13 protein-coding genes (1 of these 13 running past the window's edge) are annotated in these 20,992 nt (G+C 72.4%); 5 read left to right on the top strand and 8 right to left on the bottom strand.

Features of this window, described 5'->3' with window-relative positions; translation table 11 throughout:
- Window positions 1–10 precede the first annotated feature (10 nt).
- Complete coding sequence (locus tag GA0070616_RS02185) at window positions 11–1,066, top strand: methyltransferase (RefSeq protein ID WP_091075396.1); 1,056 nt, start codon at window positions 11–13, stop codon at window positions 1,064–1,066.
- A complete protein-coding gene (locus GA0070616_RS02180; RefSeq protein WP_091075381.1) occupies window positions 1,066–3,378 on the top strand; it encodes a lantibiotic dehydratase in 2,313 nt (770 codons plus the stop codon). Before GA0070616_RS02185 ends, GA0070616_RS02180 begins: the two co-directional genes overlap by 1 nt.
- A 130-nt stretch (window positions 3,379–3,508) precedes the next feature.
- Here the strand turns inward: GA0070616_RS02180 and GA0070616_RS02175 are convergent, their stop codons facing one another.
- Window positions 3,509–5,500, bottom strand: a complete 1,992-nt coding sequence (locus tag GA0070616_RS02175) for an acyl-CoA dehydrogenase family protein (protein ID WP_091075377.1) — start codon at window positions 5,498–5,500, stop codon at window positions 3,509–3,511.
- A 769-nt stretch (window positions 5,501–6,269) separates the two neighbouring features.
- Between GA0070616_RS02175 and GA0070616_RS02170 the strand changes: the two genes are divergently transcribed.
- Entirely contained in the window at window positions 6,270–11,723 is a 5,454-nt protein-coding gene (locus GA0070616_RS02170; protein WP_091075373.1) for an ATP-binding protein, read from the top strand.
- Window positions 11,724–11,819: 96 nt separating this feature from the next.
- Here the strand turns inward: GA0070616_RS02170 and GA0070616_RS02165 are convergent, their stop codons facing one another.
- Window positions 11,820–13,049 carry a trypsin-like serine peptidase gene (locus GA0070616_RS02165; RefSeq protein WP_091075370.1) on the bottom strand — a complete coding sequence of 410 codons (1,230 nt, stop codon included), beginning with the start codon at window positions 13,047–13,049 and terminating at the stop codon, window positions 11,820–11,822.
- A gap of 290 nt (window positions 13,050–13,339) precedes the next feature.
- Entirely contained in the window at window positions 13,340–14,239 is a 900-nt protein-coding gene (locus GA0070616_RS02160; protein ID WP_139128825.1) for a hypothetical protein, read from the bottom strand.
- 433 nt (window positions 14,240–14,672) lie between these two features.
- Here GA0070616_RS02160 and GA0070616_RS02155 point away from each other — a divergent pair, with 433 nt between their 5' ends.
- Window positions 14,673–15,881 (top strand): low temperature requirement protein A, encoded by a 1,209-nt coding sequence (locus GA0070616_RS02155; protein WP_175439956.1) that lies wholly within the window; start codon window positions 14,673–14,675, stop codon window positions 15,879–15,881.
- 149 nt (window positions 15,882–16,030) lie between these two features.
- Entirely contained in the window at window positions 16,031–17,086 is a 1,056-nt protein-coding gene (locus GA0070616_RS02150; RefSeq protein ID WP_091075358.1) for an FAD-dependent monooxygenase, read from the top strand.
- Between the two features lie 34 nt (window positions 17,087–17,120).
- Here the strand turns inward: GA0070616_RS02150 and GA0070616_RS02145 are convergent, their stop codons facing one another.
- The 5 genes from GA0070616_RS02145 to GA0070616_RS02125 form a co-directional block, all read right to left on the bottom strand.
- Complete coding sequence (locus tag GA0070616_RS02145; protein ID WP_091075354.1) at window positions 17,121–17,816, bottom strand: GNAT family N-acetyltransferase; 696 nt, start codon at window positions 17,814–17,816, stop codon at window positions 17,121–17,123.
- A 100-nt stretch (window positions 17,817–17,916) separates the two neighbouring features.
- Entirely contained in the window at window positions 17,917–18,792 is an 876-nt protein-coding gene (locus GA0070616_RS02140; RefSeq protein WP_091075350.1) for a TauD/TfdA dioxygenase family protein, read from the bottom strand.
- 22 nt (window positions 18,793–18,814) lie between these two features.
- Window positions 18,815–19,510 carry a hypothetical protein gene (locus GA0070616_RS02135; protein ID WP_175439955.1) on the bottom strand — a complete coding sequence of 232 codons (696 nt, stop codon included), beginning with the start codon at window positions 19,508–19,510 and terminating at the stop codon, window positions 18,815–18,817.
- Entirely contained in the window at window positions 19,473–20,537 is a 1,065-nt protein-coding gene (locus GA0070616_RS02130) for a GSCFA domain-containing protein (protein WP_091075347.1), read from the bottom strand. Before GA0070616_RS02130 ends, GA0070616_RS02135 begins: the two co-directional genes overlap by 38 nt.
- Window positions 20,534–20,992, bottom strand: partial view of a non-ribosomal peptide synthetase gene (locus GA0070616_RS02125; protein WP_091075343.1) — the final stretch only. It continues 9,078 nt past the right edge of the window; the window shows 459 of its 9,537 coding nt (coding positions 9,079–9,537); its start codon lies off the right edge, out of view — the gene reads right to left on this strand; its stop codon occupies window positions 20,534–20,536. Before GA0070616_RS02125 ends, GA0070616_RS02130 begins: the two co-directional genes overlap by 4 nt.

Below are 20,992 nucleotides of genomic sequence, written 5' to 3'. Positions count from 1 at the left end.
AGCCATCGCCATGCCGGTGCCGTTGAGCCCGGAGGAGGCGCAGCAGTTCCACGCCTCCGACGCCGCCCCCGCCGCCTACCTCGACCTGCTCGACGCCGTCTCCTTCCGCAGCGCCGGAGCCGGGCTGCGGCTGGGCGTGTTCGAGGCGCTGGCCGACGGCCCGCTCCCGGTCGAGCAACTCGCCGCGCAGACCGGCACCGACCCGCTCGGCCTGCGGATCCTCCTCGACGCGCTGGTCGGCTACGGCTACCTGACCCGCGCCGACGGCCGGTACGCCAACAGCGCCAACACCGCGCGCTGGCTGCTGCGGGCCACCCCGGACAGTTTCGCGCCGGTGCTCTCCTTCTGGTCGGCGCTGCTCACCGGCTGGTGGCACGACCTGGAGACGTCGATCCGTTCCGGCGCCCCGACCGGCGACTTCTACGCCTGGCTGGAGAAGCAGCCCGAGGTCCTCGCGGACTTCCAGACCATGCTGCGTCGCCTCGCCGACTGGCTCGGTGCGGAGATCGTCGAGCTGGTGCCGGTGCCGTCCGACGCGCGCAGTCTGCTCGACGTCGGCGGCGGGCACGCGAGCTACCCGGTCGCCTTCCTCACCGCGCACCCGCAGTTGCGGGCCACCGTCGTGGACCTGGCCGGCGCGCTGGCCCAGGGGGCGAGGACCACCGCCGCCGCCGGCCTGACCGACCGGGTCACCCTGCGCGCGGGCGACCTCTTCGAGGTCGACTACGGCACCGGCCACGACCTGGTGCTGCTTTTCAACATCGTGCACGGCTACCAGCCGGCTGAGACGCTGACCCTGCTGCGCCGGGCCGCCGCCGCGCTGCGACCCGGCGGCCGGGTGGCGCTGCTCGAACCGCTCGCCGAGGTGCCGGAGCGGCCGGCCGGTCCGGGCGAGGCGTTCGTCCGGATGTTCAGCCTGAACCTCTTCCACACCCAGGGCGGTCGGGCCTACGGCCACGACGAACTCGTCGGGCTGCTGCACGAGGCAGGCTTCACCGACGTACGGCAGCAGGTGCTCACCCGCTCGGACACCGACCACCTGATGACCGCGGTCCGGGCCGGCTGATGGCCGACCCGCATCTGGTTCCGCTCGGTGGCGGCTGGGGCCTGTGGCGGTGGTTCTGCGTCCGCGCGGCCGGTTTCCCCGCCGACCTGGTGGAGGCCCTGGCCGACCCGGAACTGGCCGGGCTGGCCGACACGGCCAACGACGGCGGGGAACCGGACGACTACCTCGCCCGGTTCCGGGTCGCCGAGCGGGCCCTCGCGCGGGCGCTGCACCGGGTCGCCGCCGACCCCCGCATCCGCGAGGCGGTCGCCTGGCAGAACCCGGCCGCACTGGACAACGGCTTCGACACCCTGCTGCGCCGCGACCCGGAGACCGTGGCCCGCACCGGCCGGCACCGCCGGACCGAGGCACTGGTCACCAGCTACCTGCACCGGTACTGCCTGAAGAACGACACGATCGGCTTCTTCGGGCCGCTGCGCTGGGGGCGGATCGACCCGGCCCAGGCCGAGCCGGTGCGCCCCGCTCACGACGGCACCGCTGGCGACCGCACCCTCTACCTGGAAGGCTGGGCCCTCGCGGCGCTCGGCCGGGCGCTCGCCCCACCGCTGCGGCCCTGGCTGGTGCCCCGGCTGCTGCCCCTGCTCGACGTCGACGGGGAAGCACTCCGTGTCCCGCTGGCCGAGCCGGTGCCCCTGGAACCGGTCGAGGCGGCCGTGCTGCGGGCGCTGCGGCCGGACCGCACCGCCCGGGAGGTGGTCGCGGCGGTCTGCGCCGACCCGGCCGGCCCCACCACCGACCCGGAGCGGGTCCGTACCGCGCTGGACCGGCTGCACGCCGACCGCCGGATCGAGTGGACACTGGAGGCACCCCCGGACGACCTGCACCCCGCTGCCACCATGCGGGCCGTCGTGGACCGGGTCGACGATCCCGCCGTACGCGAAACCGCCCTCACCGCCCTCGACCGGTTCACCGCCGTGGCGGCGACGGTGGCGGCGGCCCGGGGTGACGCGACGGCGGTCCGCGACGCCCTGGCCGCGCTGGGCGCGACCTTCACCGAGCTGACCGGCGAAGCCCCGGCCCGGGCGGCCGGTCAGCTGTACGCCGGGCGCACCCTGGTCTTCGAGGAGTGCCGGGAGCCGGACACGGTCACCATCGGCCCGACGGCGTTGGCGACGTTGCGCGCTCCGCTGACGCTGCTGCTCGACAGTGCCCGGTGGTACACGGCGGCCGGTGCGGCCCTCTACCGGCGGGCCCTGCGGACCCACTTCGACCAGCTCACCGCCGGGCGGCCGGACGGCGTGGTGCCGTTGGCGGAGTTGTGGCTGGCTGCCCGGGGCGTGCTGATCGACGACCCGGAACCGGTGGTCCGGCCGCTGACCCGCGCCCTGGCCGCCCGCTGGGAACGGCTGCTCGCCGTCGACGACGGGAACCGCCGGGTGTGGCGGGACGCCGCCGACCTGCGGGCCGGCGTCGCCGCCGCGTTCCCCGCCGGCCCGCCCGGCTGGCCGTCGGCGGCCCAGCACAGCCCGGATCTGATGATCGCCGCACCGGACCTGGCCGCCGTCGCCGCCGGGGACGTCGACTGGGTTCTCGGCGAGCTGCATCCCGGCTACCACACGATGCGGTACGCGAGCTGGGTGGAGTGCCACCCCGCGCCGGACGACCTGGCCCGGGCGATGGTGGCGGACCTGCCCGGCGGGACGGTCCGGCTCGGGGCCACCGGGGCACAGGGCGGCAGCGCGACCCGGTTCTCCCCGCGGCTGCGCACCACCGCGGACCGTCGGTTGGTGTTCGCCCCCGACACCTGTGGTCACGACCCGGAGCACGACCTGGTCGTCGGCGGCTGCGACGTGGTCGACCGCGACGGCCGGCTGGTCGTGCGGCGGCGCCGCGACGGCGTGTGCCACGACCTGCTGGAGGTGGTGTCGGACCTGGTGGCGGCGAACCTGATGCCACACTTCCGGCTGCTGTCCCCGGCCCCGCACCGGCCCCGCGTGACCATCGACCGGCTGGTGGTCAACCGGGAGTCGTGGACCTTCCCCGCCAGCACCGTCGACTTCACGGCCGACTCCGACGAGGCGCGCCGCTACCGCCGGACCCGCGCCTGGGCGGTCCGGCACGGGCTGCCCCGGCACGTCTTCGTCCGGTGCACCGGGGAACAGAAGCCGATCCACGTCGACCTGGCCAGCCTCGCCTCGGTGGAGGTGCTCTGCCGGGCCGTACGCCGGGCGGCGCGGACCGCCGGGACGGACGCCCGGGTCAGCGTCACCGAGATGCTTCCCGCCCCCGACCAGCTCTGGTTCACCGGCCCGGACGGCCGGCGGCGCAGCGCCGAACTGCGCTTCGTCGCCGCTCCGGGGCTGCCGACGTGACTGCCGGCATCGTGTCGACATGACGGTCAGCGAAGGGGTGGTGGCCGGCAAGGCGAAGGCCCCCCGCCACCGACGCCACCCGCACCCCGCGACAGGACGCCCTGGAGCACCTGGCGCAGGAACCGCCTGCCTACGCCGGGACCGCCTGCGGATCACCGGCGGAGTCGTGGGCGGCCATGGTCTCCTGGCGGTGGGGTTCCTCGCGCAGCATGGCGCAGTGCAGCCAGGCGTCCGGGATGGCGAAACCGTCCACGAGCGTGCGCATGTACGGGCGCAGTTCCTTGAGCAGGCCGTTCACCACCCCGGTGATCGCCTTGGAGCGGGCCGGCGTGAGTCGGCCGTGCTCCAGGAACCAGCCCTTGTTGGCCTCGATGACGCTGAGCGCGTACAGGTCGCAGACCCGGGAGAGCAGCGCCCGGACCTGTGGGTCCGCGGTGTCCTCGATGCCGGCGACGAACGCTTCCAGGGTGACCCGGTCGATGTGCGCGGCGGCGACGGTGAGCACGTGGTCCTGGACGTCGTTGAAGATGTCGAAGGGCCGGTCCTTCTTCGTGGCCGCGCCGTTGCGCAGGCGGCGGACCGCGCCGTCGAGGAGGTGTGCCTCGCGGTCCTCGAAGACCTTGAGCTGCCAGCCGCGGTCGGTGACGGCGACCTCCTCGTCGCGGCCGGGCACGGCGCTGATCAGCCGTTCGATGACCGACCGCGCCTCGGTGCGTTCGAGCACCATCTCCCGGACCTGTTCGGCGACGAAGGAGGCCCGCCCCCAGCCGTCCAGCGAACCGAACTCGTCCCGGTAGCCGGTGAGCAGCCCCTTGGCCACCAGTTGGAGCAGCACGGTGTTGTCGCCCTCGAACGTGGTGAAGACGTCGGTGTCGGCCTTGAGACCGGGCAGCCGGTTCTCGGCCAGGTAACCGGCGCCGCCGCAGGCCTCGCGGCACATCTGGATGGTCCTGGTGGCGTGCCAGGTCTGCGCGGCCTTGAGCCCGGCGGCCCGGGACTCCAACTCCCGCTGCCGGAGCTCGTCGACCGGGCCGTCGCCGCCCTGCACCTCGTGCACCGCGGCGACCAGCTGAGCCTGGGCGAAGTGCAGCGCGTAGGTGGTGGCCAGGGCGGGCAGCAGCTTGCGCTGGTGGGCCAGGTAGTCGTTGAGCAGCACCTCCCGGTCCGATTCGGGGGTGTCGAACTGGCGGCGGATGTCGCCGTAGCGCACCGCGATGGTCAGCGCCGACCGGGTGGCCGCCGAGGCGGCACCACCCACGCTCACCCGACCGCGGACGAGCGTGCCGAGCATGGTGAAGAAGCGCCGGGAGTCGTTCTCGATCGGGCTGGAGTACGTGCCGTCCTGCGCGACCTGACCGTACCGGTCCAGCAGCATGTCCCGTGGCACCCGCACGTGGTCGAAGCTGAGCCGGCCGTTGTCCACCCCGAGCAGGCCGGCCTTGGCTCCAGCATCGCCGATGGTCACGCCGGGCAGCGGGTTGCCCTGGGCGTCGCGGATCGGGACCAGCCACGCGTGGACGCCGTGCCGCCGTCCGTCGGCGACCAGCTGCGCGAAGACCACCGCCATCCGCCCGTCCCGGGCCGCGTTGCCGATGTAGTCCTTGCGGGCCGCCTCGTGCGGGGTGTGCAGGTCGAAGGTCTGCGTCTGCGGGTCGTACGTGCAGGTGGTGCGCAGATTCTGGACGTCGGAGCCGTGACCGGTCTCGGTCATCGCGAAGCAGCCGAAGATCTTGCCCGAGATGATGTCCCGCAGGTAGGCGTCGTGGTGCCGCCGGGTGCCGAGGGCCAGGACGGCGCCGCCGAACAGGCCCCACTGCACGCCCGCCTTGACCATCAGCGACAGGTCGACCTGCGCCAGCATCTCGGTGGCGACGATCGAGCCACCGACGTCGGAACTGCCGCCGTACTCGGTGGGGAAGGCCGACGCGATACCAAGCTCGACGGGGAGTGCGGTGAGCAGTCGGGTGATCCGCTCACGTGCCTGGTCGCCGGTCTCGCCGTACACCGGGAGGAAACGCGCGTCGAGTTGGTTCCGGTGCGCGTTGCGGACCTCGGCCCACGGTCCGTCGAGCACTTCCTGAAGGCGGGCGAGGTCGATGTGGCCGGACGCGTGATCGGGCATGGTCCCCCCTCGAATCGGACATATGCGCACAGTATGGTCCTGATCAAGGGTACCGGCCTGCCACGGTCACCAGGGGAGCGAGACGGCGGTGAGACGGGACACCATCGCCGCGGGCGGTACCGCCCGGCAGCGGTGATCGCTGGTGCCCGCCAGTGGCCACTTGACCATGGTGGCTGCGGTTCACGCGCGGTTCGGGGCGACCGAGGGCCGCCCGATCGACCAGCCAGGCACCGTCGGAGAACCGGCCGGTGGGGCGCGAGCTCGTCACTGAGGCGTAGTCGCAGCTCAGTGGCGCTGGTCAGGGGCGTCGCCCTGCCGACCGGCGCGATAGCGGGCCTGCATGCCGCCGAGCGGGAGGTGCTCACCGAGTTGTGGACGGCACGGTTTCGCGGGCCCGCCGAGCTGCTCTGCCATGGCCTGCGCCCTCTTGCTCGCCGCGGACCCGACCTTCACCACCCGATGTGGAGCTCGCCGTCGACGATGGCCTCGCCCCGGGGATCACCGCCGAGCACTGAGCCGGATCGGTCGCCCTCGCCGACGACTGGCCGGCGGGTCGCGCCCGTACGCCCGTACTCGGGCGTGCGCCGCCGTCCGCTCGGATACGCCCTGGTCAGACGGAGGTGCTCGACGCTCTTGCTGATTGCGGTGACTATGGATCGTGCGCTGTCCGGGTCGGGGCGTAGCCGACGAGGCGGGAAGGGTGAACACTGTCGGAATCACCGCGTCACCGGGTGCGTACATCGTGGTTCTTACAGGAAGGCTTGATCGAGTGTTCAGTCGTGTCGCCATCGTCAACCGTGGTGAGGCCGCGATGCGGCTCATCCACGCTGTCCGGGAGTTGGCCGCCGAGAGCGGGCACCGGATCGAGACCGTCGCCCTGCACACCGACGTCGACAGGACCGCCACATTCGTCCGCGAAGCGGACCTGTCCTACGAACTCGGTCCCGCTGCTGCGCGCCCGTACCTCGATCTGGCGGTGCTGGAACGCGCGCTCGTGGAGACCGGCGCCGACGCCGCGTGGGTCGGCTGGGGCTTCGTCGCCGAGGATCCGGCGTTCGCGGAGCTGTGTGAGAGGGTCGGCGTCACCTTCGTCGGACCGAGTCCGGAGGCCATGCGCAAGCTCGGCGACAAGATCGGTGCGAAGCTGATCGCCGAGGAGGTCGGCGTGCCCGTCGCGCCGTGGAGCCGCGGTGCGGTCGAGACCCTGGACGCCGCCCTGGCGGCGGCGGCCGAGATCGGCTACCCACTGATGCTGAAGGCGACCGCGGGCGGCGGCGGGCGCGGCATCCGCGTGATCACCAACGAGGCCGAGCTCGCCGACGCCTACGAGCGCACCAGCCAGGAGGCCGCGCGGGCGTTCGGCAGCGGTGTCGTGTTCCTGGAGCGGCTGGTCACCGGTGCCCGACACGTCGAGGTGCAGGTGATCGCGGACGGCGAGGGCACCGCCTGGGCGCTCGGGGTGCGCGACTGCTCGGTGCAGCGACGCAACCAGAAGATCATCGAGGAGTCGGCGTCGCCGGTGCTCAGCCCGGCGCAGGCGGCCGAACTCAAGGCGTCGGCCGAACGGCTCGCCGTCGCGGTCGGTTACCGTGGCGCGGCGACCGTCGAGTTCCTCTACCACCCCGGCGACAGGCTGTTCGCGTTTCTCGAGGTCAACACCCGCCTCCAGGTCGAGCACCCGATCACCGAGTCCACCACCGGTTTCGACCTGGTCAAGGCACAGCTACGGGTGGCGTCCGGCACTCGGCTCGTCGGTGAGCCGCCGGTGGAGCGCGGGCACGCCATCGAGGCCCGGCTCAACGCCGAGGACCCCGATCGTGACTTCGCTCCCGCCCCAGGCCGCATCGCCCGCCTCGACCTGCCCGCCGGGCCCGGCATCCGCGTGGACACCGGCGTCAGCGAGGGGGACACCATCCCCGCCGACTTCGACTCGATGATCGCGAAGATCATCGCCTACGGCCGCGATCGTGACGAGGCGCTGGGCCGGCTGCGCCGGGCGATGGCCGAGACCACGGTGATCATCGAGGGCGGCGCGACCAACAAGAGCTTCGTGATCGACCTGCTCGACCGGCCCGAGGTGATCGACGCCAGCGCGGACACCGGCTGGATCGACCGCGTCTACGCCCAGGGCGGGCTCGTGTCACACCGGCACACCGCCGTCGCGCTCGCGGCCGCCGCCATCGAGGCCTACGAGGAGGAGGAACGTGCCGAGCGGCAACGGCTGCTGTCGACGGCGTTCGGCGGCAGCCCGCAGGTGCAGCACCAGAGCGGCCGACCGCTGGATCTCAAGCTTCGGGGTGCCTCCTACCGCCTGCGCGTCGCGCGGGTCGGCGCCCATCGGTTCCGGGTCGGGATCGAGGCCGCCGGCGAGGTGCGCACCGCCGACGTGGAGCTCGAACGCTTCGACCGGCACAGTGGGCAGATCGTCGTCAACGGCGCCCGCCACCGCCTGCTGACCGGCACGCACGGGCCGATCCATCTGATCGAGGTGGACGGCGTGACGCACCGGGTCAGCCGCGACGAGGGCGGCATCGTCCGTTCTCCCATGCCGGCGCTGGTGGTCGCCACGCCGGTCAAGGTGGGTGCCGAGGTCGAGGCCGGTGCGCCGGTGCTGGTGCTGGAGGCCATGAAGATGGAGACGGTGCTGCGGGCACCGTTCAAGGCACGGTTGAAGGAGTGCCTCGTCTCCGTGGGCAGCCAGGCGGACGCCGGCGCACCGCTGCTGCGCCTGGAGCCGCTCGCCGACGCCGAGGCGGAGGACACCTCGGCCACCGGTTCCGTCGAACTGGACCTGCCCGACGCCCGCGGGACGACCCCGGCCCGGGAGCGCACCGCGCGCGGCCTGGAGGACCTGCGCAGTCTGCTGCTCGGCTACGACGTCGACCCGCACGACGAAGGGCGGGTGCTCGACGACTACGTCGTCGCGCGGCTGGCGGCCATCGCGGACGGCCACCGGCCGTTGGCCGGGGAACTCGAACTCGTCAACGTCTTCGCCGACCTCGCCGAGCTGAGCCGCAACCGGCCGAGCGGCGAGGACGGCGGCGACGGTCACGTGCACAGCGCCCGCGAGTACTTCCACACCTACCTGCAGTGCCTCGACGTCGAGCGGGCGGGGCTGCCGCCGGCGTTCCGGGCCAAGCTCGCCAAGGCGCTCGGGCACTACGGTGTCACCGACCTGGAGCGCAGCCCCGCGCTCGAGGCCGCGGTGTTCCGGATCTTCCTCGCCCAGCAGCGTGCCTCCACCGACGCCACGGTCGTCGCGACGCTGCTGCGCGCGTGGCTGCGGGAGCCACCGCCGGCCGACACGCTGCGCGAGCCGGCCGGTCTCGCGCTGGAACGGCTGGTGGCCGCGACGCAGGTCCGCTTCCCTGTGGTCTGCGACCTGGCCCGCGGTGTGGTGTACGCCTGGTTCGCCCAGCCGCTGCTGCGCCGCAACCGGGCCCGCGTCTACGCCCAGGTCCGCCGGCACCTGCAGCACCTGGACGCGCACCCGGACGCCCCGGACCGCGCCGAGCGCGTCGCCGAGATGGTACGCAGCACCGAGCCGCTGGTTCGGCTGCTCGGCCAGAGGCTCGTCCGTGACGACCTCGACAACGCGGTCATGCTGGAGGTGCTGACCCGGCGGTACTACGGGAACCGGGGTCTCAGCGTCCGCACGAGCGAGGTCGCCGGCTGCACGTTCGTGGTCGCCGAGCGCGGAGGTTCGTGCGTGGTCTCCGCCGCCGTGCGCTTCGACGCGTTCGGCAGCGCGCTGGGAGGGCTCGCCGAGCTGGCGAGCGGGGAGGGGTCGATCAACGCCGACATCTACCTCGCCTGGGAGAACCAGCCGACGGACTCCGACGCGATGGTGGCGGCGCTGCACGAGGTCATCGGCGCGCACCCCCTGCCTGAGCAGGTCGAGAGGGTCACCGCCACCGTCGCCGGTCGTAGCGGCGCGGTGATGCACCACCACTTCACGTTCCGACCGTCGGGAAGCGGGATGGCCGAGGAGCGGCTGATCCGTGGCCTGCACCCGTACATCGCGCAGCGGATGCAGATCGAGCGGCTGAGCAAGTTCGACCTCACCCGGTTGCCGTCGTCGGACGAGGAGGTGTACCTCTTCCAGTGTGTCGCGCGGGAGAACCCGTCCGACGACCGTCTCGTCGCGTTCGCGCAGGTACGCGACCTGACCGAACTGCGCGAGCACGACGGTCGACTGATCTCGCTGCCGACGGCTGAGGACACCCTCGCCGCCTGCCTCGACTCGATCCGCCGCACGCAGTCGCGACGGTCGTCGAAGAAGCGCTTCAACACCAACCGGATCGTGCTCTACGTCTGGCCGCCGAGCGGCCTGACCCGGGCGGAGCTGGACATGCTCGCCGACCGCGTGCTGCCGACGACCGCGGGTGCGGGGCTGGAGGAGATCCTCTTCATCGCGCGGCAGCGCGACCCGAGGACCGGCGAGCTGACCAAGGTCGCCGTACGGGTCTCCTTCGACGCCACGGGTGGCACCGAGCTCACCGTCGGCGACCCGTCGGACGAACCGGTCGAGCCGCTCGACGACTACCGGCAGAAGGTGCTGCGGGCGAGCAGCCGCAACGCCGTGTACCCGTACGAGCTGACCGGCCTGCTCGGCGACTTCGTCGAACACGACCTCGACGACCAGCACGTGCTGGTACCGGTCAACCGGCCGAAGGGGCGCAACACCGCGGCGCTCGTCGCGGGTGTGGTGACCACGCCGACCCGGCGGCACCCGCAGGGCGTCACCAGGGTGGTGCTGCTCGGCGATCCCACGAAGTCGCTCGGCGCGTTGTCCGAGCCGGAGTGCCGCCGGGTGATCTCCGCGCTCGACCTGGCCGAGCGGATGCGGGTACCGCTGGAGTGGTACGCGCTCTCCTCCGGTGCCCGGATCTCGATGACCTCCGGCACGGAGAACATGGACTGGGTGGCCGCGGCACTGAAGCGGATCGTGGAGTTCACCCAGGACGGCGGAGAGATCAACATCGTCGTCGCGGGCATCAACGTCGGCGCGCAGCCGTACTGGAACGCCGAGGCGACGATGCTCATGCACACCAGGGGCGTCCTGGTGATGACGCCGGAGTCGGCGATGGTGCTCACCGGCAAGCAGTCGCTCGACTTCTCCGGCGGCGTGTCGGCCGAGGACAACCACGGCATCGGCGGCTACGACCGGGTGATGGGCCCGAACGGGCAGGCACAGTACTGGGCGCCGAACCTCACCGCCGCCCGGGACGTGCTGATGGCGCACTACGACCACACGTACGTCGCGCCCGGCGAGGAGGCACCGCGGCGGACGACCACGACCGACCCGGTCGACCGCGACATCTCCGGCTTCCCGCATGTCGTCGAGGGCAGCGACTTCACCACGGTCGGCGAGATCTTCTCCGCCACCGCCAACCCGCAGCGGAAGAAGCCGTTCGACATCCGGACCGTGATGCGGGCGCTGTCCGACCAGGACCACCCGGTGCTGGAACGCTGGGCGGGCATGGCCGACGCGGAGACCGCCGTGGTGCAGGACGTCCACCTCGGCGGCATGCCGGTGTGCCTGCTGGGCATCGAGTCCCGGTCGGTGCCGCGGCGGGGCTTCCCGCCCACCGACGGACCGGACACCTACAGCGCGGGCACGCTGTTCCCCCGGTCGTCGAAGAAGGCCGCGCGGGCGATCAACGCGGCGAGCGGCAACCGGCCCCTGGTGGTCCTGGCGAACCTCTCGGGCTTCGACGGCTCCCCGGAGTCGATGCGCAAGCTGCAACTGGAGTACGGAGCCGAGATCGGCCGGGCGATCGTGAACTTCCGCGGGCCCATCGTGTTCTGCGTGATCTCGCGGTATCACGGCGGCGCGTTCGTGGTCTTCTCGAAGGCGTTGAACCCGAACATGACCGTCCTGGCGATCGACGGCTCGTTCGCCTCGGTGCTCGGTGGTGCCCCCGCCGCCGCCGTGGTCTTCTCCGGTGAGGTCAACGCCCGCACCGCCGCCGATCACCGGGTACGGGACCTGGAGGCCCGCGTCGCGGCGGCGTCCGGTACCGACCGCGCCGCGCTGACCGCCGAACTCGACGAGCTGCGGGCGTCGGTCCGGGCGGAGAAGCTCGGCGAGGTGGCGACGGAGTTCGACCGGGTGCACAACATCCAGCGCGCCGTCGAGGTCGGCTCCGTCGACGCGGTCATCCGTGCGGCGGACCTGCGCCCCCGGATCATCGAGGCCATCGAGTCCCGGCTGCGCTGACAGCGGGGTGCCACGGCGACGACCTCGCCGTGGCACCCCGTCGCAGGACGGAACGGGCCGGCGGAGCGCGACGTGCGCTCCGCCGGCCCGTCGTCGTCAGCCGTTGTCGATCAGACCCTTGATCTCGTTGTAGATCAGGTGGGACTTCGCGCCCTGGTTCGACGGGCAGCCGCCGAGGTGGTGCAGGGCGATCACCCGGTGGCTGCTGTCCAGCACCGGCGAGCCGGAGTTGCCGCCGGAGGTGTCACAGCTGTAGCTGATGTTCCAGGTGTTGTAGTTCGCGTTCCGCACGGTGCACCGCGTACCGCCCTGGCTGTCCTCGTAGATCGACAACCGCTTCGGGCGACCGTCGCCGTGGCCGGGGATGTACATCTGGGTGCCGTTACTGGTGGCGGTCGTCGCCAGGTACAGCGTGCCGTAGCTCTGGATGTTGGCGAAGTTGTTCACCGAGTACAGGGTGTAGTCCAGCTGGCTGGAACCGCCGCTGCTGACCTTGTAGAGAGTGGCGCCGCTGACCTTGGTGCCGGCGCCGGGGTTGTTGCCGCCGCAGGTGGCGCACTGGTAGTTGAACTGCATCTCGCTACCGCTGACGGCGGACTGCGTCGAGATGCAGTGCTTGTTGGTCAGCATGCGGTTGGTGTTGCCCACCCGCCAGGTGGTGCACATGCCGCCGCCGGCGATCAGCAGCCGCGCGACCGCGTTGCCACGGGCGTACTCGGTGGGGTGGCTGGTGCGGTAGCAGACCACGTCGCGGCGGGCGTCGGTGCTGCACACCGACTGCGTGGAGAAGTTGTGCTGCGTCAGCTCCGCCCGGTCGTAGCCGCGCCAGAACCGGTCGATGGTCACGGCCCTGGCGCGGGAGGTACGGCTGCTGTGCAGCGTCACCACCGCGGTGTCGCCCTCCACGGACATCGCCCAGAAGCCCGGACCGCCGTCGGTGGTGTAGTCCGAGCTGGTGGCCCGGTTGAGGTAGCGGTCGTACCGGTAGCTCTCCCGGCCGTCGGCGCTCGCCACGGTGACGTAGTCGCCGTGCGCCAGGCGCAGGGAGCTGAAGTGCACCTTGACGTACGCGGCGCCGGGGTGCCGGATAACCTGCTTGCGGCCGTCGGGAGCGTGAGACAACACGCCGTTCACGGTGCGCAGCTCGCCGACGGTGGTGACGCCCTCCGCCGAGAACTGCTCCGCCTCGGGTGCCCGCTCGGATTGGGGTGCGAGCGGTCGGACGGAGTACGCCTCGGCGGCGGGCACCGATACCAGGCTGAGCCCGAGAGTGCAGGCACCGAGTGTGACCGCCGCCATCCGTAGGCGACGCAGGGCGAGTTTCATAGTCGCTCCCCTCCAGGAACAGGCGCATCGACGCGCTTGCGGACTTCATACCGGACCGGCAGTGATGTATGCAAGTCTATCGATGCTTTCGCCTCGGCGACTCGCGGCGTCTCGTCGGCGGCCGGCTCCGGGCGGGACCGACGGATCCGGGAGCCGCCCGACGAGGGGCGGCTCCCGGATGGAGCCCGGCGGGTGCGCGGCCGGGCGGGGCGGCCGTGCCGGTGGCCGGCGGGCCGTCGAGGGGGGCCGCATGGGCGGGCGGGCCCGGTGGCCGGCTGCCGGCGTACGGATTACCTGGTGGCACAGATCGCGTACGACCGCAGGTTCCAGTTGCCGGCGAACGGGTCCTCCTCGTACGCCCCCGCGGTGAGCGCGACCGGCGCGGTGGCGGCGCTGCCGTTGGGCCGGAAGTCGTCCACGACCACCTCACCGAGCGCGCCGTTCACCTCGAAGCCGCCCCCGGTCATCACCTGCCCGTTGAGGCAGACCGTCGTGCTGAAGCGGGAGTCGCTGGAGTCGCGGGCGCTGACCGTCGTGATCCGCACCAGCCCCGGGATCGGGTTCGCGCAGATCCCGTACGCCCGGACGTTCCAACTGCCCAGGAAGGTGTCCACCTCGTACGCCCCGACGGTGACGGCGTTGGGCGCGCTGACCGGGCTGCCGTTGGGGCGCAGGTCGTCGACGACCCCCTCGCCGGTGATGCCGGTCATCTCGAAGCCGGTGCCGGTCAGCACCTTGCCGAACGGGCAGGCCGCGGTGGCGGCGTGGAAGTCGTTCAGGTCGGTGTCGCTGACCGCCGTCACCCGGATCAGGCCGGGCAGCGGGTTGGCGCAGACGGCGTACGCGGTGACGGTCCAGTTCCCGGCGAACGGATCCGCCTCGTACGCTCCGACGGTCACGGCTGTCGGAGCGGTGACCGTGCTGCCGTTGGGCCGCAGGTCGTCCACCACCACCTCGCCGGTGGCACCGTTGATCTCGTACCCGGTGCCGGTGAGCACCTTGCCCGCCGGGCAGGTCGCGGTGACCGAGCGGAAGTCGTTGGAGTTCGACGCGCTGACCGCGGCGATCCTCACCAGGCCCGGCACGGCCGCCGAGGCGGGTCCCGCCGGGGCGACCGCCACCGCGGTGATGCCGAGCACGAGGACGAGCCCGCGTACGGTGAGGCGGCGGCGTGCTGTTCGATGTGACATGGTGTCGCTCCTGTTCCACGATTCCGGCGCAGTGCCGGTGGGGCGCCCGTTGTCGAGCGCTGACCTAACCCCGCTCACGTTAAGTAGTTGGGCGACCAGGAGTTATCCAAGATCTGACTACTGCGTGTAGCCGACTGACTGCTGCTCTGGCGGCATTGACGGGCATATCATGGCTGATCCACCTTGATGCCCTTCGATCCCCTTATTCCCCCCGCAGCCACCGCGACGCCGAGCATGGGCCCGCTGTTGCGGCGCCGGGACGGACGGGTGTGCGACACCAACCGGCCCCGGCACGCGCACCGGCGCTCCTCGCCCTCGGTGCGCCGCCGGTTGATCAACTCTGCGCGGAGGCGGGCGGCGAAGCCCGGTGCCGGTGGTGATCGTTAAGGCCGAACGGCGACGGAGCGATCCGGTTCGGGGAGAGCATGACCGGGTGGAACGCGATCGGGGACGCTACGTACCGGGTGGCCGGGAGAGCGCCCACCAGGCCGACTACCTCGAGCTGTTCTTCGATCTGGTGCTGGTGTTCGCACTGAACGGGTTGGTCAACCGGATCGTGCCCGCGCTGACCACGGACGACCTCAACGTCCGCTGGGCGGCGCTGTTCCAGACCGTGGTGCTGGCGCTGCCGCTGCTCTGGCTCTGGACCACCACCGGCCACATCACCAGCCGCTTCGACCCCCGGCGACGGCTGATCCAGTTGGTGGTGCTGATCAGTGCCCTCGGTCTGCTGATCATGGGTACGTCCCTGCCGTACGCGTTCTCCGGGCGGGGCCTGGCGTTCGCGTTGCCGTATGTGCTCCTCCAGGCCGGTCGGCCCCTGCTCTTCATCTTCACGCTGCCGGTCGGTGACGCCGTCCGGGCCCTCTACCTCCGGTCGGCGATCTGGTTCGCCGGTTCGGCGGTGCTGTGGATCGGCGGTGCGCTGACCACGGAGTGGCGGCGGGTGGTGTTGTGGACGTCGGCGGTGGCCGTCGACCTCATCGGGGCCCGACTCAACTGGCCCGTACGCGGGCTGGCTCGTCTCCCCGCCAGCGCGTGGGCGGTGGAACGCGGCCGGCACCTCCCGGAGCGGTACCAGCAGCTGCTGCTCATCGCCCTGGGGGAGACCGTCCTGGCGCTCGGCATCTCGTACACCAACGAGCCGGCCACGACCGAGACGACCATCGGGCTGCTGACGGCGTACCTCACCACCGTCCTGCTCTGGCGGGTCTACTACCACCGCTCGGGGGAGATGCTCGGTGAGGCGCTGGACAGCGTCCGGGGACGGAACAACCTGGGCCGGATCACCGGCGCGGCGCACATCGTGATGGTGTTCGGCATCGTCGCCACGGCGATCGGCTACAAGCTCGTGCAGCAACACGCCCTCGACCGGCCCTTCCCGTTGTGGGTGGTGGTGATCCTGGGCGGCCCGGCGCTGTTCCTCTGGGGTCGCATCCGACTGGAACGGGTCGTGTTCGACCGGCTGTCCCGGCGTCGCGTCGTCGCCATCGTCGCCCTGGCCGTGCTCATGGTGCCGCTCGCGTTCACCAGCGCGTTGGTCGCCGCCATCGCCGCCTCCGTCGTCCTGTTCGGGGTCGCCGCAGCCGACGCCCGGCGCTCCGCCGGACGCCCACCGGAGGCACCGGCACCACCTGCCTGAGGACGCCCCGGTCTGGTCGTCGCCACCGACAACCTGGCCGCCCTGCGATCGGCTCTGGTCCGGACAGGCTTCCGGATGGGAGACTGCGCCGTGCCGTTCGACGCCGTCGGGAGCCCGCCGGAGCACCACCGCGTCCAGCCGGTGGCGGCATGATCGCCGGCCACTGGGAGGTCGTCGTGGTCGGCGGCCGGATAGCCGGGGCGTCCACCGCCTGGGCCCTGGCACCGTACGCGGAGCGCGTCCTCGTGCTGGACGCCTCGCAGCCCACCGCGTTCTGGCCGCAGCAGTCCACCTGGGACCGGTCCGGAAACCTCGCCTGGGCGGAACTCGACCTGCTGGAGACGGTCCTGGCCTGCGGTGCCCCGCGCACCTACGGCGACACCCAGCGCGTCGGCGAGGACGTGGCCGAGCGGGTCTACCCGCGCGAGGACGCCTACTCGTTCCGGATGAGCGTGCCCCGCGAGGTGCTGGACCCGGCGCTGCTGGCCGCGGCACGCACCCGGGGCAACGTCACCGTGGTGCGCCCGGCCCGGGTACGGGACCTCACGATCGACGCCGGACGGGTGCGCGCAGCGACCGTACGGCACGGGGGCGTCGACATCGAGGTCACCTGTGACCTGCTGGTGCTCGCGGACGGCCGGCTCTCGCGCAACGCCGAACGTGTGGGGGCGGGCGCCTACCGGGTCGTCGAGTCACCGTGGTTCGCGTTGCTGGCGTACTACGAGAACCTGCCGCTGCCCACCGACCGCTCGTACTTCTCCCTGCAGGACCGCAGCGTGCTCATCTCGACGCCCTGCGGCGACAAGCAGTGGTGCGTCGCGCTCGACCTGCACCAGAGCCTGATCGACGAGACCGGTCGGCACCCGGCACACACGTTCGAGCGGATGGTGCGCGACGACCCGCACCTCGGCCCGGCCGTCGCCGCCGGCCGCCGCAGCACCACGATCGGCGGCGCCGGGCGGATGCGCATGCTGCGTCGACCGATGAGCGGGCCGGGGTGGTGCCTGGTCGGCGACGCCGGTTACCACCTGGACCCGGTCACCGCACAGGGCACCCGGGCCGCCCTGGTCACGGCCCGGATCCTGCGGGACCGCGTCGCGGCTGCCGGCCGCGTCGCCCACGCCGACCTGACCGGCCTGACCGACGAACGCGACGCCGCCCTCGACGCCGACTGGACCTACACCGAGCAGATCGTGCGCGGCTGACCGCGCCCGTCTGGCGCCGTGCCACCACGGTCGATCACGTCAGTGGTACGCCGGCTTCCGGTACGTGTGCGGCGGCGACGGGCGCGCGTACCGTCCAGCCCAGGGCGCGGTACAGGTCGCGGCCCTCGTCGGTGGCGACGAGGACGCCGCGGTGCACGCCGAGCCGGACCGCGTGGTGGCTGAGGGTGCGCATCACCGAGCTGCCGAGGCCGCGACGGCGGTGCGCGGGGGCGGTCTCGACCTGGTCGATGACTCCGACCTGGCCTGCCGGTGCGAGCCGGCCCGAAGCGGCGACCTCGCCGGCGGCGTCGATGACCTTGGCGACGATGACGTCGCCGAGGACCGCGATCCGGGTGGTGTACGACGCCGGAGGCGTCGCGGTGCCGGCGGTGAAGGGGATGGTCATGAGATGACCGGTGTCGGCCATCGTCCAGGCGGCGGGTAGCGCCGTGCGCAGGTCCGCCGGATCCGCCGCAGCCTTGATCCAGGTACCCGGTGTGGCCCGCCGGCGGCCCAGTTCGGCCAACGACGCGTCGTCGTACGCCGCCAGCACGTAGCGGACGCGATGACCCGCGAGCCCGACCTGGAGGCGCCATCCACCGGGCACGGGGGTCGGGGGCGGCACGGCTCGTGAGGCGGCCCACCCGCGCACCCAGGCGGCGAGCAGACCGGACAGCTCACGACCGGCCGGCTCGGTCGTACCGGCGCCGTCCTCGCCCTGCCTGGTCATCGCCCCGGGCCGTTCCGATCGCCGGCCGTGTCGACCGACCGGGCCGACCGTCGGCCGACCCGGTCATGTGTCATCCCGCTCGAGGGTCGAACCGGCCGGGTCACCCGACCGGCCGGCTGCCGTTGATGGTCACCCGTTGGCCGTAGCGGGAGTGCGGATAGTAGTCCCACACGGCGTGGTGCTGGGTGCAGCGGTTGTCCCAGAACACCAGCGTGTTCGGCGTCCAGCGGACCCGGCAGCTCAGGATCGGCTGCCCGGCGACCCAGCCGAACAGCATGTCCAGCAGCGCCCGGCTCTCGTGCCGGGAGAGCTGCACGATGTGCGAGGTGAAACCGGCGTTGACGAAGAGCAGCCGGCGACCGGTCTCCGGGTGGCGTACGACGACCGGGTGTTCGCTCCTGGGCACGACGTACTCCGGTGGTGGGGTGTGCCCCTGCCACGGGATCAGGCCGTCGTGGATCGCGGTCAGACCGTCGAGGAACGCCCGCATCGGCGCGGAGAGCATCTCGTACGCCAGGTGCATGTTCGCCCAGAGGGTGTCGCCACCGACGCCGATCTCCGGTGTCCTGGTCACGTAGAGCATCGAACCCAGCGACGGCTCGGCCTCGGCGGTGCCGTCGGTGTGCCAGTCCTCGCCCGCCACGAAACGTGACTCCCGGTCGGCGCTGATCTCGAGGATGGCGGGGTCGCCGCCGTCCAGGTCCGCGAGGGGCTGGCGGCGCAACTCGCCGAAGTGGCCGGCGAAGCGCTTGTGGTCCTCGGCGGAGAGCACCTGGTCGCGGAACACCAGCACGTGGTGGGCGAGGAACGCGCGTCTGACCTCGGCCAGTTGCGTGTCCGACAGCTCGGTGGCGAGGTCGAGGCCGGACACCTCCGCGCCGATCACCGGCGAGATCGGCGTGACGGTGATGGTGTCGTAGTGCTCCGAAGGGCGGGTCGTCGCCCGCTCGACGGCGGCAAGGACGTGCTCTTCCATTCGTTCCCTCCAGGATTGGGTGTCACAGCCCCCGGGCCAGCAGGTCGGCCACGATCAACCGGCCGAAGGCGAGGTTGCCGTGGATCGGGTCGTCCGGCTCGCAGAACGCGGCCCGTTGCCGGCCCGCGCCGTCAGTCACCCGGGCGCGCAGGTCCACGATCTCGACGCCGAGTTCGACGAGCGCGCGGCGGATCGTCTCCTGGGCCGCCGTGAAGACCTGCGGATCGGACATCCCCGGCACCCGCTGCGGTGGCAGCACCGCGAGGACGCGCACCCCCAGGTCGAGGACGTGGCGGTAGAAGGCCAGCGCGTCGCGGGCCATCGCGCGCACGATGCCGTCGAAGAGGTCGCCGGTGAGGAACCCCGCCGGGAAGTTGCCGTCGCCAGCCCGGTAGATCCCCCAGTTCGCACCGGTGGCGAAGAAGTGGGCGCTGAGACCGAACGTCGAGACCAACGGGACGCCGAGCTGACCGATGCCGGTCACGCCCAGCTCGGCCAGGAAGTCTCGGTGGCGTTGCTGCACGGCGTCGTCCCGGAACACCACACCGTCGTCGTACCCGTCGAAGAAGTTGGCGTTGAAGTCGCGTCCCGAGCCGACCGGGCCGCCGACGAAGGGCACCCCCGCCGCCGTCGCCGCGCGGGCGATCGGCCCGGCGTGCGAGTCGCCCAGCAGCAGGAACCTAGCCGGCGCGGTAGTGGTCGAGGACGGCGTCGTCACAGTAGAGGTCACCTCCGTCGGCGTCGGCGCGACGGTCCCGTGCCGTCGCGGTGGCGTCCGCTGGTCGGGCCCCGACGCGGACGCGTTCGAGGGCGTTGAAGAAGTGGCGCATGACGAAGGCGACCCCCGCCGGCGTCACGGCGCGCAGGTTCGGCGCGAAGAAGACCCCCCGGAACGGGAAGCCGGTGATCAGCTCGTACGAGGGGAAGTAGTCGACGTGGTCGTGCTCCTGGGCCAGTTGGCCCGCCGCCGCCCGCAGCACCGACTTGGAGTAGGTGGTGGCGGTCAGCGCGTGCGCCCCGGTGGCCGTCGCGGTGAGCGGCACCGGCGACACGGTCAGCAGCACGGTCAGCCGGGGGTTGGCGGCGCGCAGCAGCGCCACGACGGCGGAGAGGTCCCGGTGCACCTCGGCCACGGTGAAGTTGTGGAAGACGTGCCGGCCGGCGTCGAAGGTGCCGCGAACGGTGCCCGGGCACACCGGATGGACGGTGTCGGTGACCACGTCCCGCCAGGCCTCGGTCAGACCGAGGGTGAAGATGAGACACCCCGCCTCGGCGACCGCCCCCCGGATCGCGGCCAGCGTGGCCCGGCGGGCGGCCAGCGTCGCCTCCGCCGATTCGTAGCCGTCGGGCTCCACCGACGGGCGGTACGGGTCGAAGAACCGGTCACCGTCGCGCCAGACCTCGTCGGGCCCGGGGTCGCCCGCCAACGCCCAGCCCAGCCACTGCCGCAGCGTGGCGGCCGTGTAGATGGTGCCGGTGCGGAAGGAGAACGCGCCGTAGTGGCGGGCCCGGCGCTCGGCCTCGGTCAGCCCCGGCGGGGGCAGCTCGACCTCACGCCAGTTCATCCCCTCGTCGAGCAGGGCGGGCCCGAGGTGGCGGGCGAAGCAGGAACCGGCGGTGAGCACCGGATCGTCCGGGCCGAGGGTGAACTTCGGCGTCCACACCTCCTCGATGGCCAGCATCTCCGGCTCGGCCACCGCGCTGCGCCAGAAGGACCGCGCGGGCAGCGACCGGTACGGGTTCATCGCGCCACCCTCGGGCCGGTGGACCGGGTCGCGCCGTTGACGGCCTCGGCAACGGTCCGCACGTGCGGCGCCGCGACGATGCCGTAGTGGGTGGTGTCGACGAGGTGCCACGCGAGCCCGGCCAGGTGCGTCCGCCACTGCCGGGCCTGATCGGGTGGCGGGGCGAGCGCCGGCAGGCCGGCCGTCGGGCGGCCCGCGAGCCACAACCGCCCGGGTGTGCCGGCCAGCCGGGGCAGGGTGTGCCGCGTCATGCTCGCCAGGTTGGCCCGGCAGCAGCGCGCCAACGCCTGCGCGTACGCCGTCGCGGCGGGTTCCGCGCCGGTCGCCGCACCCAGCTCGTGGGCGAAGAGTGCGGCCAGTCGTTCCTCGTCGTACGCCCGGAAGGTCGGCCCGGCGTCCGGCGGCGGCGGATCCAGCAGGTAGAGCTCGTCCGCCGGCTGGCCGACCGCCTCGGC

The sequence above is a fragment of the Micromonospora nigra genome (assembly GCF_900091585.1).
Lineage (GTDB): Bacteria > Actinomycetota > Actinomycetes > Mycobacteriales > Micromonosporaceae > Micromonospora > Micromonospora nigra.
The sequence above is the reverse complement of the archived record's forward strand: the minus strand, read 5'-3'. Positions and strand labels throughout refer to the sequence as shown.

What these genes read in the sequence shown, in the direction of transcription:
- GA0070616_RS02140 (WP_091075350.1), bottom strand. Translation starts at nt 18,792, where the DNA reads ATGGAAGAGCACGTCCTTGCCGCCGTCGAGCGGGCGACGACCCGCCCT.
- GA0070616_RS02145 (WP_091075354.1), bottom strand. Translation starts at nt 17,816, where the DNA reads ATGACCAGGCAGGGCGAGGACGGCGCCGGTACGACCGAGCCGGCCGGT.
- GA0070616_RS02185 (WP_091075396.1), top strand. Translation starts at nt 11, where the DNA reads ATGCCGGTGCCGTTGAGCCCGGAGGAGGCGCAGCAGTTCCACGCCTCC.
- GA0070616_RS02150 (WP_091075358.1), top strand. Translation starts at nt 16,031, where the DNA reads ATGATCGCCGGCCACTGGGAGGTCGTCGTGGTCGGCGGCCGGATAGCC.
- GA0070616_RS02160 (WP_139128825.1), bottom strand. Translation starts at nt 14,239, where the DNA reads ATGTCACATCGAACAGCACGCCGCCGCCTCACCGTACGCGGGCTCGTC.
- GA0070616_RS02130 (WP_091075347.1), bottom strand. Translation starts at nt 20,537, where the DNA reads ATGAACCCGTACCGGTCGCTGCCCGCGCGGTCCTTCTGGCGCAGCGCG.
- GA0070616_RS02180 (WP_091075381.1), top strand. Translation starts at nt 1,066, where the DNA reads ATGGCCGACCCGCATCTGGTTCCGCTCGGTGGCGGCTGGGGCCTGTGG.
- GA0070616_RS02175 (WP_091075377.1), bottom strand. Translation starts at nt 5,500, where the DNA reads ATGCCCGATCACGCGTCCGGCCACATCGACCTCGCCCGCCTTCAGGAA.
- GA0070616_RS02165 (WP_091075370.1), bottom strand. Translation starts at nt 13,049, where the DNA reads ATGAAACTCGCCCTGCGTCGCCTACGGATGGCGGCGGTCACACTCGGT.